At 69.3% G+C, this 17,721-nt stretch carries 19 protein-coding genes; 12 read left to right on the top strand and 7 right to left on the bottom strand.

The window, feature by feature from the left end; translation table 11 throughout:
- Positions 1–9: 9 nt before the first annotated feature.
- Positions 10–300 (bottom strand): hypothetical protein, encoded by a 291-nt coding sequence (locus tag JJI54_RS30345; RefSeq protein WP_203077171.1) that lies wholly within the window; start codon positions 298–300, stop codon positions 10–12.
- 183 nt (positions 301–483) lie between these two features.
- On the opposite strand from JJI54_RS30345, the gene JJI54_RS30350 reads away from it, so the two are divergent.
- The 3 genes from JJI54_RS30350 (at position 484) to JJI54_RS30360 (ending at position 2,202) form a co-directional block, all read left to right on the top strand.
- Positions 484–924, top strand: a complete 441-nt coding sequence (locus tag JJI54_RS30350) for a hypothetical protein (protein ID WP_203077172.1) — start codon at positions 484–486, stop codon at positions 922–924.
- Positions 917–1,687, top strand: coding sequence for a hypothetical protein (locus tag JJI54_RS30355; RefSeq protein WP_203077173.1), 771 nt, complete (start codon positions 917–919; stop codon positions 1,685–1,687). The genes JJI54_RS30350 and JJI54_RS30355 overlap by 8 nt, the downstream gene beginning before the upstream one ends.
- 83 nt (positions 1,688–1,770) lie before the next feature.
- Complete coding sequence (locus JJI54_RS30360) at positions 1,771–2,202, top strand: hypothetical protein (RefSeq protein ID WP_203077174.1); 432 nt, start codon at positions 1,771–1,773, stop codon at positions 2,200–2,202.
- A 614-nt stretch (positions 2,203–2,816) separates the two neighbouring features.
- On the opposite strand, the gene JJI54_RS30365 is transcribed toward JJI54_RS30360, so the two are convergent.
- Genes JJI54_RS30365 through JJI54_RS30375 form a run of 3 tightly spaced genes read right to left on the bottom strand, consistent with a single transcriptional unit; the run spans position 2,817 to position 4,696 of the window.
- Positions 2,817–3,770, bottom strand: coding sequence for a replication initiator protein A (locus JJI54_RS30365; protein WP_318987612.1), 954 nt, complete (start codon positions 3,768–3,770; stop codon positions 2,817–2,819).
- Position 3,771: 1 nt separating this feature from the next.
- Positions 3,772–4,035: a hypothetical protein gene (locus JJI54_RS30370; protein WP_203077175.1), complete on the bottom strand. Its 264-nt coding sequence runs from the start codon at positions 4,033–4,035 to the stop codon at positions 3,772–3,774.
- Positions 4,036–4,060: 25 nt separating this feature from the next.
- A complete protein-coding gene (locus JJI54_RS30375) occupies positions 4,061–4,696 on the bottom strand; it encodes an AAA family ATPase (protein WP_203077176.1) in 636 nt (211 codons plus the stop codon).
- 622 nt (positions 4,697–5,318) lie between these two features.
- Between JJI54_RS30375 and JJI54_RS30380 the strand changes: the two genes are divergently transcribed.
- Entirely contained in the window at positions 5,319–5,531 is a 213-nt protein-coding gene (locus tag JJI54_RS30380) for a hypothetical protein (RefSeq protein WP_203077177.1), read from the top strand.
- 12 nt (positions 5,532–5,543) lie between these two features.
- Positions 5,544–5,960, top strand: a complete 417-nt coding sequence (locus JJI54_RS30385) for a type II toxin-antitoxin system VapC family toxin (RefSeq protein WP_203077178.1) — start codon at positions 5,544–5,546, stop codon at positions 5,958–5,960.
- Positions 5,961–6,150: 190 nt separating this feature from the next.
- Here JJI54_RS30385 and JJI54_RS30390 read toward each other — a convergent pair whose 3' ends face one another.
- A complete protein-coding gene (locus JJI54_RS30390) occupies positions 6,151–7,122 on the bottom strand; it encodes a hypothetical protein (RefSeq protein ID WP_203077179.1) in 972 nt (323 codons plus the stop codon).
- Positions 7,123–7,320: 198 nt separating this feature from the next.
- On the opposite strand from JJI54_RS30390, the gene JJI54_RS30395 reads away from it, so the two are divergent.
- From JJI54_RS30395 to JJI54_RS30425, 7 genes are all read left to right on the top strand, one after another.
- Positions 7,321–7,851 carry an Ntn hydrolase family protein gene (locus JJI54_RS30395; protein ID WP_203077180.1) on the top strand — a complete coding sequence of 177 codons (531 nt, stop codon included), beginning with the start codon at positions 7,321–7,323 and terminating at the stop codon, positions 7,849–7,851.
- A gap of 50 nt (positions 7,852–7,901) precedes the next feature.
- On the top strand, positions 7,902–11,249 hold the full coding sequence (locus JJI54_RS30400) for a type ISP restriction/modification enzyme (RefSeq protein ID WP_203077181.1): 3,348 nt from the start codon (positions 7,902–7,904) through the stop codon (positions 11,247–11,249).
- Positions 11,250–11,317: 68 nt separating this feature from the next.
- Positions 11,318–11,977 (top strand): hypothetical protein, encoded by a 660-nt coding sequence (locus JJI54_RS30405; RefSeq protein ID WP_203077182.1) that lies wholly within the window; start codon positions 11,318–11,320, stop codon positions 11,975–11,977.
- Complete coding sequence (locus JJI54_RS30410; protein WP_203077183.1) at positions 11,974–12,672, top strand: hypothetical protein; 699 nt, start codon at positions 11,974–11,976, stop codon at positions 12,670–12,672. Before JJI54_RS30405 ends, JJI54_RS30410 begins: the two co-directional genes overlap by 4 nt.
- Before the next feature lie 132 nt (positions 12,673–12,804).
- On the top strand, positions 12,805–13,452 hold the full coding sequence (locus JJI54_RS30415; protein ID WP_203077184.1) for an AAA family ATPase: 648 nt from the start codon (positions 12,805–12,807) through the stop codon (positions 13,450–13,452).
- Between the two features lie 915 nt (positions 13,453–14,367).
- Positions 14,368–15,363 (top strand): ImmA/IrrE family metallo-endopeptidase, encoded by a 996-nt coding sequence (locus JJI54_RS30420; RefSeq protein WP_203077185.1) that lies wholly within the window; start codon positions 14,368–14,370, stop codon positions 15,361–15,363.
- The gene (locus JJI54_RS30425) at positions 15,356–16,093 is read left to right on the top strand and encodes a hypothetical protein (protein WP_203077186.1); all 738 of its coding nucleotides are present in this window, start codon (positions 15,356–15,358) and stop codon (positions 16,091–16,093) included. Before JJI54_RS30420 ends, JJI54_RS30425 begins: the two co-directional genes overlap by 8 nt.
- A gap of 43 nt (positions 16,094–16,136) precedes the next feature.
- On the opposite strand, the gene JJI54_RS30430 is transcribed toward JJI54_RS30425, so the two are convergent.
- Positions 16,137–16,709, bottom strand: a complete 573-nt coding sequence (locus JJI54_RS30430; protein ID WP_203077187.1) for a hypothetical protein — start codon at positions 16,707–16,709, stop codon at positions 16,137–16,139.
- The gene (locus JJI54_RS30435; protein ID WP_203077188.1) at positions 16,706–17,545 is read right to left on the bottom strand and encodes a bis-aminopropyl spermidine synthase family protein; all 840 of its coding nucleotides are present in this window, start codon (positions 17,543–17,545) and stop codon (positions 16,706–16,708) included. Before JJI54_RS30435 ends, JJI54_RS30430 begins: the two co-directional genes overlap by 4 nt.
- Between the last annotated feature and the right edge of the window lie 176 nt (positions 17,546–17,721).

The raw sequence follows: 17,721 nt of genomic DNA on the forward strand, positions 1-17,721 counted from the left end.
GGCGGGCGCTCAGGACGCCGCGCCGACGGCTTCGGCGATCTGCCCGGGCAGGGCGCCGAGCCGCGCGTCCAGCCGCGCCAGCGCCGCCTCCTGGGCCGCCAGCGCGGTCGCCATGTCGCGCAGCGCCTCTGCCAGGTCGCCGCCCCCGGGCGCCTCCTCCGCAGCCGCCAGCAGGATCCGCTCCAGCATGGCGGTGTGCGTGGCGAGGGTCTCGTTCATCTGCGCGACGCCGCGGACCAGCGCGTCCTGGCCTTCCTCCAGGCGGGCGAGGCGGTCGTCGTCGTCGGCTGTCGCTGCCATGGTGCTCGTCCCCTGCCCTTGCGCCGAAGGCGCCGACCGCATTGGTCAATGCCTTGGTCTGCTAGGCCTGTTTCTCTCCACGGACAGCACACGCCCTCCACCACGGGTCGCGCGATTCACGTCCACGGGGGTTACACGCCTCGCGTGTGTCGTTGCGATCCCTCGCGTGCATGCTCGACACCGATGAGGCCGAAGCGCTCCGATGCCGAGATGCAGCAGCTGACGGAGCTGGCGAGGGCCAAGCCCGGCATCACGCGCTCGCCGCTCTATCGCTGGCTTCGGGCCCGGCACGACACCTTCGCCTCCCTCCTCGAGGAGACGAGGCCGGAGTGGCGCACCCTCGCGGAGGGCTTCGCGCGCCTCGGCATGACGACCCCGGACGGCGGGCCGATCGCGCCGGAGACGGTGCGCCACACCTGGTGGCGGGTCAGGCGGGACGTCGCCGCCGCCATGGACAGGCGGACCGTCGGGAAGCCGCCGAAGCCGGCCGTGACGCCCGTCTCCAGGCCGGCACCCTCGCCACCACCACAGAGCCCGGCTGAGCCGGCCTCGGGCCCGTCCGCGGCCCTGGCGAGGCTGAGGGCGGAGCTGAACGCACGCAGTGGAAGGAAACCAGATGGGTAAGGGAAACGGCGCCAGCCCGGCCGGCGAGCCCGCTTCGGGAGTGGTCCTCGCGGTCGGCCTCGGACGCGGCTTCGGCGGCAAGTCCACCGGGCTCGCAGAGCTGGTCTGGCGGGCGCGCAACGCCGGCCGCGAGGTGATCGTGGCGGACGGCGACCCGCGGAGCCGCACCCTCGCCGGCATGTTCGAGGGGGCGACGCACCCGCCGACCGAGGAACTGCCCGACGTGAAGGCCTGGCTGACGGGCGTGCTGAACCGGATGGTGAAGGAGCGCCGCTCGGCCGTGCTCGACCTCGGCGGCGGCGACCGGGTGCTGCAGGAGTACGGGCGGGACCTGCGCCTTGTGGAGTTCTGCGACCGGCGCGGCATCGAGCCCGTCGCACTCTATTTTCTCGGTCCGGAGGAGGAGGATCTGCGGCACGTGCTGTCGATCTGGGAGGCGGGCTACTTCCGTCCCAAGCGGACGCTGCTCGTGCTGAACGAGGGTGTCATCCGCGAGGGCCACACCGTCATCGGCGCCTTCGAGCGCACGCTGGAGCATCCCGGCTTCCGGGAGATGGTGGACGAGGGCGGCGCGGTGCCGGTTCTGATGCACCGCCTCGCCTGCATGGACCTCCTGCGCCAGCGAGGCCTCGGCCTCTACGCCGCGGCGGCGGGGGACGGCACCGACCCGCTCGATCCAGTCGAGCAGTTCATGGTCGAGGACTGGCTGGCCGACCTCGAGAAGCGCCGCGCCGAGGCCGGTGCCGCGGCTTGGCTGCCGTGACGGGCGCGGCCTCTTCCCCCTCCCCTACCCCGGCGCCCGTGCCGACGCCGGAGGACGTCAGGAGCTGGTGCGAGAGGGCCGGGATGCGAGCCGACAGCCCGCTGCGCGCGGCTCTACTGGCGACCTTCCAGGCGGCCTCGGCCGCGCGGGAGGCGGCGGGCGGCGCGCGTGGTCTCACGCCCGATGGGGAAGCTGAGCTGGTGCGGAGGGTGACCGAGGCCGCCGCCACAGGGGCTGAGCGGGAGATGGCGTCTCTGGCCCGGCGGATCGACCTCCGGACGTCGGCCCTCCTCGCCCTCGCCGCCCTGCTGCTGCTCGGCGGCGGCTATGCTGTCGGCCGCTGGGAAGGCACGGCGAAGGTCGCCGGATCGGCAGGCGCCTCGTTTCTGGCCTCCGTGGCCGAGCTGAACGATGCCGCCACTCTTCGCCGACACTGCGAGCGGACCGCCTACGATCAATCCGGTGGACGCGCCTGCACACTTCCGCCCGTGTGGATTGCCCCCGCCGGTCGATAGCCCTCCTGCCGCTATTGCCGCTCGGCCTGACGTCACCGGGTCCGCCCTTCTCGCTGGCGCCCCTTCCTGAGCCTCTTTTTCGCGGACCCGTCCAGAGCCGCGTTATCCACAGCCTGCGTCCCTTAAGGAGAATCTACGTAAGTAGGATTAAGGGTATTACGGACTCCCGATCTTATTGGAGCGCCATGCTTTTCAGGCGGGAATCGGGGCGCGAAAGCCCGTGCTGGACGGGCGCGATAGCCCGATGTCGCAGGGGCGTGATCGCCCGATGCGATCCACAGCTGGACGTCTGCCTCTCCACAGGGCTGCAGACCGCTTTTCTGATCCGTTCCAGGGCGTGATCGCCCGATTCGGGAATATGCCGTCATTCCGCCGAGGCGAAACATAGGGCCGAGGCTGCCCGAATCGCTGTTCCGGGGCGTGATCGCCCGATAACCGGCCGGGTTTGGACGCCACGTGCAACGGTAGACTGCCATCTGCGGTCTCCGGTATCGGGCTATCGCGCCCTGCGGGCGCCTTCCCGGCTACAGGCGAGCTGTGGCAGGCCACCTTATCGGGCTATCGCGCCCTGCCCCTGCCCCTGCCCCTGCCCCTGCGGCGCGGAGGCGCCGTCGTCACTCGGGCGCCGCCGTCCCGGGCTCGCGCTTGGCTGCCACGCGCAGCCGCGGCAGGCGCTTCGGCGCGTAGCCCGGATGGTCGGTGGGCAGCACGGCACGCGCCGAGAAGCGCAGGGCCTCCTCCCCGCCCTCGGTGCGGTAGAGCTCCAGCCAGTAACCCGGGAGGCGCTGCCGCTCGACGACCTTGCGCACGTCCTTCGCGAAGTCGGCGAGCCGCCGCGTCGAGCCGGACTTGTGGTGCAGCTGGGCCATGGTGAAGCCCCAGCCGCCGCCCTGGTGGCCGCCGTGCTTGCGCACCACGCGGTAGAGCCAGCGCTCGATGCCGCCGGTCAGGGCGAAGTACTCGCGGTCGATGGACAGGACGAGCTTGTCGTCGCGGATGCCCTGGTAGAGCCACTCGGCGATGGTGAACTCGATCCCGAGCGACCGCCCCTCCTCGTCCGTCGGCGCCGACCATTCCTCGATCCACCCGAAGCCCTGGGGCCGCGTCCCCTTCTGGCGGATCGTCGTCTCGATGACGGTGCCCTTCAGGCGGCGCAGCGCCTCGACGATGCGGCCGTACTCCGCCCCGCCGGTCGGCCGCCCGATGGCGCGGAGCAGCTCGTAGAGGCTGACGCGGAAGCGGCGGGAGGTCGGCACGCCGCGGGTCATCGCCTCGCGGACCTGGCTCGCTGCCCAGATGAGGATGTCGGCGTCCCAGATGGTTGCCATGCCGGTCTCGGCGTTGGCGGTCACCCGGACACGGATCTCGGTGGTGCCATTACGGACGTGGTAGTCGATCGGCTCGGTGCGCTTGCCTTTGGAGAGGCTGAAGAAGGGCCGCTCCATCATCTCCATCTGGTCGTGGGTCGGCAGGTCGCCGGGCAGCGCTGCGAAAAGGTCGAGCTGGTCCTCGCCGCGCGGGGCGGCACGGCCGGCGGCCTTCGCTGGAGGCTTCTCCGGCGCAGTCACCTCAGGCCTCCTCGGCGTCGAGCGCCTCGCTCACCTTGAACGCGATCCAGGCGCTGCGGCTGATGCCGCGGCGCTTCGCCGCGCTGTCGACGCGCCGCAGCAGCGCCGCGTCGAAGCGAAGCATGATCGGCGTCTTGCGCCCGCCCGCCTCCGGCTCGGCTACGGCGGCCTTCGCCGCGCCCTGGATGAACGCCTCCGCTGCCCGCTCCTGGGCGGCCGGAGGGGCAGGGGTGCGATTGCCGTTCGGCCTACGTGCGATGGCCATCCGATGTCGCTCCGCTTTCGGTCCGCTATACAAACACTGCCTTGACCACCGCTGCAAGCTCCTGCGCAGCCTTTGCGTCGCGCGGCGTCAGTTCCAGCACAGAGCGGCCGGCAGCGGCGGCGTTCGGAAAGGCCTTGCGGCGGCCGATCGGGGTTGGGAGGTATTCGAGCCCGTCCGCTTCCCTGAGCGCCTCCGCCGCGGCGTCGTTGTCGGCGCCCTGCGCATCGGCGGCGTTGAGCACCACGACGGCGCGAAGCCGCTCGTTGATCTCCCGAGCCTCGCGCACCAGCGCCGCGATGTTGTCCACCGCCCAGAGGTCGAAGCTGCGCGGCTGCACCGGGATCAGCACCGTGTCGGCGACGGTGAGGGCGGCGCGCAAGCTGCCCGTGTCCCGGCCACCGACGTCGATCACAACGTCCGCGTACTTCGGGGCGAGCTGGCGGGTCTGGGTGCGGATGGCTGCGCCCTGCAGCGAGACGGCGGTGTAGCCGGGCGCGCCGAGCTGCTCGGTCCGGAGCTCGGTGAAGCCGATGGCGGTGGCCTGCTCGTCGCCGTCCACCAGCAGCACGTCGCGGCCGTCAAGGGCGCGGGCGATCGCCAGGTTGACCGCGAGGGTGGTCTTGCCGACACCGCCCTTGGTGTTGCCGACGACGAGGATCATGGTCCCGCTCCGATACCGCCCCGCGCGCATCATAACGGCGATTCGCCATCAGTGCGATATACACCGCGAAGCAGTCGGTGTTGATGGTGGGTGCCGCGGGCAGGGGAGGGGGGCCGGCGACTTCCTCCGGCCATGCGCCGGAAGCAGCTCACGACCGCGCAGGGCGTCGCCGGGTGCAATGGCGACGCCGCGTACGGGCCGGCGCCACGCTCAGCCGATTACCTCCGGCCGGGGAGGAAGGCGGCCACCGCCTGTCCTCGCCGCTCCGGCCGGGCGCCCTCGTCGGAGGACCGTCGTGGTGGGGCCTCCCGAGGTCGATGCCGCGCAGACCGCGAGGCAAGCGGGGAGGGGGCGCGTCGCGCAGCCGCACGCGGGCTCGGCAGCAAACGGATTAGCGATATTGCCTGTAAATCGTATCGCATGCGCTTGTGCTGTGTTCCGATAGACCTGCGCTGGATCGCGGTGGCGGCGATCGGCGCGCCTTCGAACACCGCCGCGAGCGGGCCAGGGAGCCCGAAGACTGGCGTCACGCAAGCGGTCCGATATACAAATGCAGACGTCGGGTGGGGGCCGGCGTTGAAGCGCCGCGCCCCGCCCATCAAGTCAGGAGCTGGAGGTCAGGATGCCCACGAAGCCGCACGCCACCGGGAAGACGGGCACCGCGCGCCCGCGCGGGGCGGCGCCGGTGCGCGGGGGCCTTCCGCGCGGCTACGGGGCCATGCGCGACGTGCCGCTCGCCCTCGACCCGCGCATCGACCTGACGAAGCCGATCTACGAGCAGGCCGCCGCGCTGCGGAAGGCGGCCACGCCGAAGCGGACGGGGAAGCCCCGCTAGCCGCAGGGCATCGTGCTGCTCGACACCCACGCGCTGCTCTGGCTGGTGCGTGGCGAGTTCCGGACCGAGGCGGCGATCGCCGCCGTTCGCACCGCGCAGGAGGAGGGGCGCCTCTACGTCTCCGCCATCTCGTCCTGGGAGCTCGGCGTTGCGGAGCTGAAGCGGCGGGACCGGCCTGACCTCGGCATGCCGTCCGCGGCTTGGTTCCGACAGGCTCTGGCGACCACAGGGGCACGGCTCGCCACGATCTCGGTCTCCGTGGCGGCCGAGGCCTCTACCGTGCCCGCCGTCTACGGCAGCGGCGACCCTGGGGACTGCTTCATCATTGCGACCGCGCGTGTGCGCCGGATGCCGGTGGTGACCCGGGATGGACGCATGCTGGCTCTTGCTGTGTCGGCCCCCGATTACCTCGAAGCCGTCGAGTGTTGAGGTGCAACGAGCAGCGAAGCGACGGCGATACGCTACTCCCTGCCATCGTCACGATATACAAGCGCGTGCTGATCGATATCTAGGCAGACTACTGCGACACTCCCGCACAGCGCCGGCTCGCCGGGGCGCGAGCTTCCTTCGTCCCCGGCGCGCAGTCAGTGGACGGGCCCGAAGCGGGTTACCAGCCGCCTCACCGGAAGGCAGCCGGCTCGAAGAACCCGGCCGCGTGAGCCAGCCCCACCAGATGGCTCATGGCCGCCAAGGTGTCGAAGGGCACCCGCCGGCTCCGCGGAGGGAACCTTGACGCCCACCAGTCCGCAGGGGCGAGCCTCAGCAGGTTCGTCGCCGTGTGCGCCGTGGGACGAAGCAGGATCGGCTCGGCCCCACCGGCGGCGAGGTAGCCGTAGCGGGGCATGAAGCTGCTCGGGTGGACTCGCCCCAGGACGCGGAACGGCTCCCCCGGCTCCGGCTGCGGGAGGATCGGCTTCCGTTCGTCCTCCAGCGCCCTGACAGAGGCCGTGGAGACGTTCAGGTGGCCGCTGAACGCCGTCGGAGACGCGCGCTTGACCTGAAAGCCAAGGTGGTAGGCGGCCGCCAGCAGCATGCCGTTCGACACGTATTCCCGGTCCCAGCGCCCCTCGATCCCCCGGTGCCGATGCCAGCGTTCGGCCGAGTGCTTGAGGTTGTAGGTGGTCAGGACCCTGGTCGGGGCCCGTGTCCTGCTCAGCCTGGACAGAAACTCGCAGGCTCGCTCGAACTCCGCGAGGGCCGCGGGCTCCAGCATCTCCGCGCGGCTGGCGGCAAACCGCGTCTGCCATTCGGCGACTGAGATCCGCCCTTCTTCGTAGACCCCGAAGCCGTGGTGCGTCAGCCGGCCGTTCGACGCCATCACGGCACGCACCTGGGCGCGGAGGACGCCGTCGAACAGCGCGTGGTCCGGCACGGCAAAGCCGCGCTCCGCTAGGTAGACCTGGAATGCGGCGGGATCGGCAACGCGGTCCGATGGCCCGGCCGCCAAGGCCGCGCGCATCGCGGCGTTCGTTGCCCAGCCCAAGCCGCGGGCGAGGGCCTCGACGCGATGGGAGGACTTCACGTCCGGCAGGGATGTGCGGAGCTCGGCCTTGACGGCCTCGACGAGCGGGAGGGAGACGGCGAGCCTCATGATCGGTTCCTCGTTCTGGAGACCGTCGTTCGCCGATTACGCGACGGCCCCGGTCGAGGGACCTCGTGAAGCGATGTGCAGAGAGGCGGCGTTTGACCCGGCGACAGGTCCAAGGTGCCGCTGACCTCTGGCGAAACTCGGCGATTCGACCCGGCAACGTCAAGCTTTCCGAGCTGGAGGCTGTCATGCTGCCGTCCCATGAGGCCGCTGAGCGAGATCACCGAACCGGACCCGCGCTTCCGGGCCTTGGTAGTCCATGACCAAGGCGCGTTGCGCCCGCTGACGCTCGCCGATCACCACGCCATGGTCGCCGGCATCGTGCTGCCCGCAGGCGTCACGGCCGACGTGCTGACCCTTTTCGAGCGGGCCAGGGCGGCGCTGCTCTACGGGTGGTTCGCCTACGAACTCACGCCGCTGGCCGAGCACCAGGCCTGCGCGGCACTGGAATGCGCGCTCCGCCAGCGGTTCCTCGCCGAGGGAGGGGCCTTGCCCCGGCCTCCTGGGCTGCGGCGGCTGCTCGGAGCAGCTGTGGAGCGCGGCTGGCTTCCTGAGGGCACCCTCGACACCGTGGCCCCGTTCCTCACCGAGCTCCGGAACCAGGTGGCACATGGCGACGCCTACCTCGGCACGCCGGGATGGGCCGCGGAGACCCTGCACCAGTGCGCGACGCTGATCGCCCGGCTGTATCCGGGCGAAGCCCAGAGCACGGCAGCACCGCTGGCGCCGTGACCCCGCACGCCCTAGCCTCTGCGGGAACGCAACGAAGCGCGAGGCCGGGGTTGCCCGCAGTCACTCTCGATCAGGCCGTCTCCCGGTTCGGCGCGGCGGCCAAGGGCAAGCTGTCCGGCCGCGGCGCCACCGGCGCGCCCGAAGACCAGCTTCGCAGCCCCCTGGAGGGCCTCCTGTCGGATCTGGCCGAGCTCGCCCTGTTCCGCCCCGGCGACGTAGTCGCCGTCGGCGAGGCGACGCTGGCCGAGCTGCGCACGCGGCCCGACTACGCCGTCACCGTCCGCGGCGCCCTCGTCGGCTTCATCGAGCTGAAGGCGCCGGGGAAGGGGGCCGACCCCCGCCGCTTCAAGGACGAGCACGACAAGGGGCAGTGGGAGCGCCTCCGGTCCCTGCCCAACCTGCTCTACACCGACGGCAACGCCTTCTCCCTCTGGCGCGGCGGCAAGCTGGTGGGCGAGGTGGTCCGCCTCACGGGCGACGTGGAGACCTCCGGCGCCGCGCTCGCCGCCCCGCCCGCACTGGAACGCCTCGTCGCCGACTTCCTCCGCTGGGAGCCGGTGGCGCCGACCAGCGCACGGGCGCTCGCCGAAGTCAGCGCCCAGCTCTGCCGCTTCCTGCGCGACGAGGTGACCGAGCAGCTCGGCCTCGGGACGCCTGCGCTGACCGGACTGGCCGAGGACTGGCGGCGCCTGCTCTTCCCTGACGCCACCGACGAGGAGTTCGCGGACGGCTACGCGCAAGCCGTCACCTTCGGGCTGCTGATGGCCCGCGCGCAGGGGATCCGGCTCGACGACGGCCTGGACCGGGTAGCAAAGGCGCTGGCCCGCACCAGCACGGTCATCGGCAGCGCGTTTCGCGTGCTGACCGACGACGTGGAGGGGCAGTCGGCGCTGAAGACCTCTCTTGGCACGCTGACGCGGGTGCTCGGCGTGGTCGACTGGGCGGCGATCGGCAAGGGCGACCCCGAGGCCTGGTTGTACTTCTACGAGCACTTCCTCGAGGCCTACGACAACGACCTCCGCAAGCAGACCGGCAGCTACTACACGCCGCCTGAGGTGGTGACGGCGATGGTGCGCCTGGTGGACGAGGCGCTCTGCGACCCCGCGCGCTTCGGCGTCGCCGGCGGCCTCGCCTCGGACGAGGTGACCCTGGCCGACCCTGCGGTCGGGACCGGCACCTACCTGCTCGGCGTGCTGCGCCGGATCGCCGAGACCGCGCGGGCCGACGGGGCAGGGGCCGTGCCTGGCGTCGTGCGGGCGGCGCTGCAACGGGTCATCGGCTTCGAGCTGCAGTTCGGCCCCTTCGCCGTCGCGCAGCTCCGGCTGCTGGCGGAGGTTGCGGATCTGCTGAAGGTGAAGGGCACGGTGCCGGAGGACCTGCGGCTGCGGCTCTACGTCACCGACACGCTCGGCAACCCGGACGAGGAAGCGGAGTACATCCCGCAGATCCTCCGCCCGCTGGCCGAATCCCGCCGCCAAGCCAATGCGGTGAAGCGCGCCGAGCCGATCACCGTCGTTATTGGCAACCCGCCCTACAAGGAAAAGGCGATGGGCCGCGGCGGGTGGGTGGAAGCCGGTAGCGCGAACGTCGCAGCGCCGCTCGACCGCTGGCAGCCCCCGCGCGAGTGGAGCGTCGGCGCCCACGCGAAGCACCTGCGGAACCTCTACGTCTACTTCTGGCGCTGGGCGACCTGGAAGGTGTTCGGCGACGCAGCCGGCACGGCCGGGCCGCGCAAGGGCATCGTCTGCTTCATCACCGTCGCGGGCTTCCTGAACGGTCCCGGCTTCCAGCGCATGCGCGAGGATCTGCGGCAGACTGCCGACGAGATCTGGGTGGTGGACTGCTCGCCGGAGGGCCACCAGCCGGCCGTCGCTTCGCGCGTCTTCCAGGGCGTGCAGCAGCCTGTCTGCATCGTGCTGGCGGCGCGCACCGGCCGCCGCGGCCCGGCGCCGGCTCGGGTGCGATACCGCGCCCTGCCGGTCGGCCGGCGGGAGGGGAAGTTCGCCGCCCTCGCCGCGCTGTCGCTGGACGGGGAGGGGTGGACCGACTGCCCGGAGGAGGGCAGGGCACCCTTCCTGCCGGCGCCGGCCGCCGGCTGGACCAGCTATCCGGCCCTCGACGATCTGTTCCTCTACAACGGCTCTGGCGTGATGCCGGGCCGTACCTGGGTCATCGCGCCAGACCGTGCTTCGCTCGAGGCCCGCTGGCAGCGGCTGGTCGCCGAAGGCGACCCGGCGCGCAAGGAGGTTCTGTTCCATCCTCACGGCTCGGACGGCGAGCTGGGCGACCGTCATACGGGCAAGGTGCTGGCGGCAGGCCTGCCGGGCCACGAGCACCGCGCGGTGTCGGTCGGCAAGGACAAGGCATCGGTCGTGCCGCCCATCCGCTATGCGTTTCGGTCTTTCGACCGGCAATGGATCATTCCCGACAACCGGCTTCTGAACAGGCCCAATCCGACGCTTTGGGAAGGCCATTCGGGGCGCCAAATCTATCTGACGGCGCCGCACGACCGCACACCGACGAACGGCCCCGCGTTGACCTTCGCGGCCGCCGTGCCGGACCTGCACCACTATAACGGCCGTGGCGGTCGGGCCTTCCCGCTCTGGGCGGATGCAGCGGCGACCACACCCAACGTGCCGACAGGCCTGCTGGCGCTGCTAGCGGAGGCGCTGGGCGCGCCGGTTTCGCCCGAGGACTTGATGGTCTACTTGGCGGCCGTCGCTGCACACCCCGGCTACGTCGCGCGCTTCGCCGCCGACCTGGTGCAGCCCGGCCTGCGCATCCCGCTGACGGCGGAGCCGGCGCTGTTCGCCGAGGCCGCGGTGCTGGGGCGGGAGGTGCTCTGGCTGCACACCTTCGGCGAGCGCTGCGCCGACCCCACGGCCGGCCGCCCTGCAAGCCCGCCGCGCCTGCCGGCTGGCGAACGGCCGCTCATCCCCGAGGACGGCGCCATCCCCGAGGCGCCGGACGCCATGCCGGACGAGATCGCCTACGACCCCGCGGCACGGCGCCTGCGCATCGGCACCGGCCACGTGGACAACGTGCCGCCGGAGGTCTGGGCCTACGAGGTCTCCGGCAAGCAGGTGCTGCCGCAGTGGTTCAGCTACCGCGGCCGCGACCGCTCCCGCCCCCTGATCGGCGACCGCCGCCCGCCGTCCCCGCTCGGCGACATCGGGCCCGGGCGGTGGCTCGCGGAGTACACGGCCGAGCTGCTGAACCTGCTCAACGTCCTCGGCCTGCTTGTGCGCCTGGAGGCGCGGCAGACCGACCTGCTCGCGCGCATCTGCGCCGGCAAGCTGATCAGCGCCGCGCAGGTGAAGGCGGCGCGCAACGCACAGCCCGCGCCGCCGCGGCGCGCAGCACGGCGCGAGGCGCGACAGGGGGACCTGCTTGTCTGACGCAGGCCGCATTTCTCCGGACGCTGCCAGCGCAGAGCGCCGCTGGCACAGGCGCGGATGGGTTCATCATGGCCATTGAGATCTTTAAGGACCTCCACGTCGTGGGACAGCCGGAGGCGCTCGACAACCTGCCGCACGCCCTCACCCAGATGCTCCGGGCACCCTGGGAACGCGACGCGGGCGCCGAGGCAGAAGCGGTGCGCCTCCGGCTTGGACCGGCTGTCCTGGCATTTCGCCGCGCCGCGGACGGCAGCCTTCCCGCCGCAGGGCTGACGCTCCTCCGTGAGGAAGATTGCTGGTCTGTGCCGAACATCGTCCCGCTCGACGGCGGCTCCTTGGGCCATCGGACATACAACGCCTTGCTCGATGAGTTCGTGGCGGACTTCATCCGGCCCGCCGCGGAGCCGCTCGGCCTGCGGGTGCTGACGACAGAGGGAGAGACGAACGCGGTCCGGCTGCTCGGCGGCGAGATCGCCGATCTTCTCGATCGGTTCTCCGGCGCCGCCAACCAGGCGACCGGAACGGCCCATCCCAGGGATTTCGAGCGCTGGGCGGCCTTCGTCGTGGCGGCGCACCGCGCCTCGCTTGATATCGGGGCGGACTTGCTGGAGCGCATCTTGGTCGACGAGCAGGGCTGGCCGGGCGACCGGGCCTCCGACCTGGTCATCCAGTACGAGCAAGGTCGCGGGCTGCTGAGGTTCTACGACGAGGTCCGGGACGACGGATGACGGCTCCGGCCATCGCGGAGGCGGGGCTGCCGATCCTCATCCCCGATACCTGCGCGCTGCTCGACATCATCCAAGCGCCGGTCCGTGACACGTTCCGGGTGGAGGACGCCATGGCTATCCGTCGCGTGCTGCACGCGCTGGACGGCACGCCGCCACGGCTCGTCGCAGTCGTGCCCGAACTGGTGCCGGCCGAATTCGCCGACAACGTGGCCAGGGCGGAGAGGGAGGTGACGGAGGGGCTCGCGCGCCTTGACAGTGAAGCACAGGCCGCGGCCCGACGCATGGGATGGCTGGACGGCGCGGCACCCGATCCCATGCCGGCCTTGGGCGAACGCGGGCATCCCGCCTTTGGTCGGACGCTGGCGAACCAAGCCCTCACGCGCGCCGTCCTGGTCCGCCATAGCGTCGACGACCGCGACCGCGCCAGCCTTCGCGTGCTGCTGAACACCGCGCCGTCCCGACGGGGATCGCAGTCGTACAAGGACTGCCTCATCGTCGAGACGTCCTTGGCGTTCGTCCGCGAGTACCGCGCCTGCGGGGGAGCGGCCGCCGTCGCCTTCCTCAGCTCAAACACCAAGGACTACATGGAGGGGCGGAGCGTGCGGGCGCCGCTGAACGACAACTTCGATGACCTAGGCATCACCTTCGTCTCTCGTTGGTCGGCTCTCCTCGGCTGGCTTCCGCGAGGGACGTGATCACCGCCACGGCAGAATACATTGGCGGGGGCGGGCAGCACACAGAAGAGGCGGCGTAGGAAGTCGGCCCGAGGTGGACGGAGAGGTTTATCTCGGTCCAACATCGGGCGTTGGCCGGTCGATTCGACGCCGGTGCAGACTGCTGCCCCGGCCTGCTTTGCAAACGGCACAACCTTGGGGGCCGATGGAGGAGGAAATCTGCTGAGCGAGTTTCAGGTAATCTACCTGACTGGAGCGCCGGCAGCCGGCAAGAGCTCGACGGCTCACGCCTTGAAGGAGCGTGTGCAGCCGGTCGAGGTCTGGGAGTTTGGAGACCGGTTAAGGCAACATCTGAGCCAGACAACACCAATGATCTCGCAAGAAGATCTGCGACGAGATTCCGCTCGCGTCATCACTCCGGCAGACGTTGCTGCGGTGGACCGGCAATTGGTCGAATGGACGGCCAAGGTCCGCGGCTCCTCGCACGTGATCATCGACAGTCACCCAGTGACCAAGGAGCGGTACGGCTTCCGCGTCACGCCTTATAGCTTGGCCGACTTCGCACGCCTTGCTCCCACGAAGATCTGGGTTCTGTATTGCTCGCCGGAGGTGACGCTTGAGCGGATCGGCAGCGATGCAGCCGGCCGGCCAATGATCTCGCCTGAGGAGGCGCGCATGCACACGCAGATGCAAGCCTCCGTTGCCATCACCTACGGCATGTCGCTCGGCGTGCCCGTCTATTTCTTCGACTCTGCCCGTGACCGGGAGGACCTCCTTGCCGAGCTCGTCAGTCGGTTCTGAGGACACCTCCTCCCCCTCGCACTCGGCCGTGAGGTGGCCTCTCAAACCTGCCATTGGGCGTTCTGGAACTGGGCGGCCCAGTATCGCGATCGCCAGGGAGGATCCGCAGAATGGACGCCCGTAGCGCGGCTGATGGAAGGGCATGGTGCGAGCACGCTGAAACCGGCGATCTCGTGTGCTGGACGCGCATGCACGCCGAGGCTGGCCAGGAGCTGGGACGCATCATCGAGCGAAAGGAGCTGGAGCGACGCGCCGGGCAGGGCACGTTCTATTGGGGGGTCGGAAGTGCACCGCCGAACGCTGTCCCCGCTTTGTCGAGGACGGGCATTACTATCCCCTTGCTGTTCTCCGTCATGAAGTCTCGGCCGAAGCCGCAAGACGTAGCGCCGGAGCGCGTGCTTGCCTGGCGACGCTTTGTCGACCACTCGGGGGTTGTCCGCCCCCTACCGCCCCACGCGCTGGTGACAAGCCGCGCGACGACGCGTACCTACCATTACGCACTGGTCTGCCGCTCCGACCGTCCTCTGGCGCTTGCGGACCTGGGCTGGTTTGATCCTACGGCTTACCGAAACATCGGAGGGACAGGCGCAACTATCGGGGCCTCGCAAGTCACCGCACTCTTGAGGAAGTCAGGCACCAGCGAAACCAAGAGCTACGGGGTCTCGATGTCCGCTTTCCTCTGCGGGGATCTCTGGGTCAAGCTGGTGGATCCCATAGAACTGGGTCCGGCGGAACGCGCCGAGGTGAGGAGCGTAGGCCAACTGGATTCCGTGAGCTGGCTCGAGTTTGCACGTCGCATCCGGCACTTAAAGCCGTCCGCTCCATCTGCCCGAGATCTGGACCAGCCTCGGCTATTTGTGCTCTGAAAGGTTGCCTAGCCGGCCCGGATCAGCGCCGCTGAGCATCGAGGGAGAGGTGACCGGGACCACCAGAGAACTTCGTAAGCGCCTGCGCGAAGCTGGCCTCAGTACCGAGGCTGTAGAAGCCGCATGGCCAGTGTGGTGGGAAGACGGGGCCGAGGCGTCCCCGTCCGCCCGCGCTGAGCTGCGCTTCGCGCTTGCCCGCAATCTTGGCCTCTCCGCCAAGGCGCTCGTGGGCGAACGTGTCGAGTTCGTTTGGCGCGATACCGCGCGCTTCAAGCACTTGGCTGACGTCGGCGCTGAAGCTCGGGCCGCTCTGAACTCCTTCGGCGCAAGTGTCGGCGGCGCCCTCGTCCGAAGCACAACGCCTGGCCCCGGCCTCGTCGGCATCTCTGCGGCTGACCTCCGGGGCATGCTGCTGGACGGCAGCGCCACCGTCGACCTCCTTGGCTTGCTTACTGCATGCTGGTCGACCGGGACACCAGTGGTGCACCTGCGTGTATCGCCACTCGCGACGAAGTCGATGCACGCTATGGTCGTCGGTAACGGCGGGCGCCACGCTGTGCTGCTGAGCCGGGATGCCAGGTACCCTGCGCTGACTGCCTTCACGCTCGCCCACGAGATAGGGCACATAGCGCTTGGCCACGTCGGCGGGTCGGGTATCATCGTGGATGCAGAGGATCCGGCGAGCGGCGCTGACGGAGACGACGAGGAGCTCGCCGCCGACCGCTACGCGCTCGAGCTACTGATGGGCTCGCCGGACCCTGACATCCGCATCAACTTTGACAGCTTCAACAGCGCCGAGCTCGCGGATGCCGTGCTCAGGGCTGCCCCTGAGTACGGCGTGGAGCCGGGGACACTCGCGCTTGCGGTGGCGTATCGGCGCGACGCTTATCCGGTCGCCATGGCGGCGATGCGCTTCATCTACGGTTCTGGTTCGCCTGTTTGGAAGGCGGTCAACCAAGTGGCCGCGCGTGAGCTCGATCTGACGGATGCCGGCAGCGACAGTACGGCGTTCCTGGCGCGCATACTCGAGCTGAGAGATGGCTGACGGAGCTGCGCTCGACACCGACGTGCTGTTGAAGGCCTCCGCGTGGGGATTAGCCGACGCGCTACTCGCGACCCTACGTCCGCTCGGGCAGCCTGGAACCCTGGGCCTTACGCACCTTATTGCCCAAAAGCAGATCCGCCGCCTGAAGGGTTTGCGCGACGTTGCCGCTGCGGAGGCCGAGCTTGCCGGGCTTCTTGGCCAGCTCGGCCGCCTAGAGCCGGATGTGGATGAGATCGGGCTCGCGGCCGAGATCGTGGAAGCGGCGGCAAGGCTCAACCTGCCTCTTGATCGAGGAGAGGCGCAGATCGCGGCCGTGCTCATCTCTCGTACGCTGCCGGTGATGGTCACGGGCGACAAGCGTGCGATCGTGGCACTCGGGCCTGCTCTCGCGGAGGTCGGCCGCTTCGCAGCCTGCGATGGGCGCCTAGCCTGCCTTGAGCAGCTGCTGCTCGCTATGGCCAGCACGATCGGGTTGGCGGAGGTTCGGCGAGCGATCTGCACCTGGTCCGCCGGAGACAAGGCAGCCAGCATCTGCTTCGCCTGCGGCCGAGATGTGGCCAATGAAGCGTCGATTTTGGAGGGCCTCGCTAGCTACATTGGAAGCGTGCGCAAGGCTTGCGGAGCCCTCCTGTGCGTGGGCATTTCCGAGCTGGCTTCCATGCGCAAGGCTTCGCAAGAGCGGGAACATCCGCCAGCGCCGCGCCAAGACGGATCCGGCGCTGGCGCATAAACAATGCAGGCCATGCCGCATACTGGCAGCTTCCGTGCCTGCGTCAGTCCTCGCGCAGGAAGACCGCGTAGGGCTCCTCGAGCTCGGCCACAAGGTTGATCGGTACGGCCTTCCGAGGTTCGTTGGAGCGTTCCGGCTCGACGACCTCCAAGCACGCCTTATCCGCCTGTCCCTGCACGTAGCGGCTCCCGAGCCGACCCTGATTCCGGCCCATGGCGACACGGGTGCTGGAGAGATCAAGGGTGTCCTCGTACTCGCGCAGGCTCTTGATCACAAGCGCGAACCTGGAGCCCAGCACGTTGATGCCGGGAGGCACCAGCTTCCACGTCACGCCGTCGACCGAGTACTGGCGCGCTCGGACCTGCTCGGCGTAGTGGCGCGAGTTCATCCGCTGCATCACCAGGTGAATCGGCCGCTGCCTTTCGGCAAAGTCGCGGGCAAAGGGCTGGACCATGGAGGACGGGTGGCAGGTATTGCCGCCGTAACCCCACATCGCGATGCCTTCGTCCTCGATCTCCCTTCGCTTGCGCGCGATAATCGCCGCCAGGTCCTCCTTCGCGTGCGTGCCGACCTTCATGAAGATGACGCCGGCACCAGGCTTTATGATCTCGCTCACTTTCCCACCTTGAAATGCTCGAGCTCATACTCGCTGGGGTGCGCGCCCTCCGGCTCGTTCGGGCGCTTGTCGCGCACATAGCGCACGATCGGGTCCTTGCCACGACCATAGAAGTTCTTGAGCAACACGGGGTCGGTCACGGCGGCACTCTTCCCGCGCGACGCGTTTCCAGGGAGCGCCTCGAAGAAGAGGTTGCAGGAGCGCAGGAGCTTATCGTCGTCGAGATGGTACTGATGCATTCTAGGCTGCATCCGTGACACGATGTAGCCCCTCTCCAGGGCGTAGGCCTGCGTCGTCGAAAGCACCCTCTTCGGCCACTCTAGCTCTTCGTCGTCGCCGATCACCACCATCCCCTGCCCCCCGTAACCGCAAGCCTCAATTCCGCGCTGGACGAAAAGGTGGACGCTCGCCCCTTCGTTGCTCTGGCCCCAAGGAGGGTTCGTATAGAAATAGTTGAAGCGGCTCGGCCTGGGAAAGGCGTCGAGGCAGTTGTAAAGTTCGGCGTGCAGTCCCCGGATCTGCTCGCGCTCGGCAAAGCGCTTGACCGCATGGACAATCCGCTCATCGAAGTCGAAAACGGTGATGAGAGATGGACCATAGTCGATGATGCCGCGCTTGCGCATGTAGGCAACACACACACTAATCGCGTCGCCGTCACCGATGAAGGCGAGCTTTCTGCCGTCTGCCCAGTCCGCAACGAGCTCGGCCTGCATCACCATATCGCCCGCCTTCATGTAGATCTGGTCGAAGCTGCGGATCGGGCGCGGCCGGTTCTGCACAACATCCGACACGGCGTTCACCGCATCCCGCAGATCAATGCGTCGCCGCTCGGTCACTCTCTGTCCTTCCGCAGCCAGATGCCTTCAGTCCCAAAGTTGTGCACTGCCTTGGTCCGTGCTGCGGGATGCAGCGACATAGGCGCTCCAATAAAGCGGAGCACCCTTCGATTCGTCTACGTTCCAGTTTGGTGTTTGGTAGCCGAGCGTGCCTCCGGAACTATGGTGGTCAAGGT

The sequence above is a fragment of the Falsiroseomonas ponticola genome (assembly GCF_016805305.1).
In the GTDB taxonomy this organism is placed as follows: domain Bacteria; phylum Pseudomonadota; class Alphaproteobacteria; order Acetobacterales; family Acetobacteraceae; genus Falsiroseomonas; species Falsiroseomonas ponticola.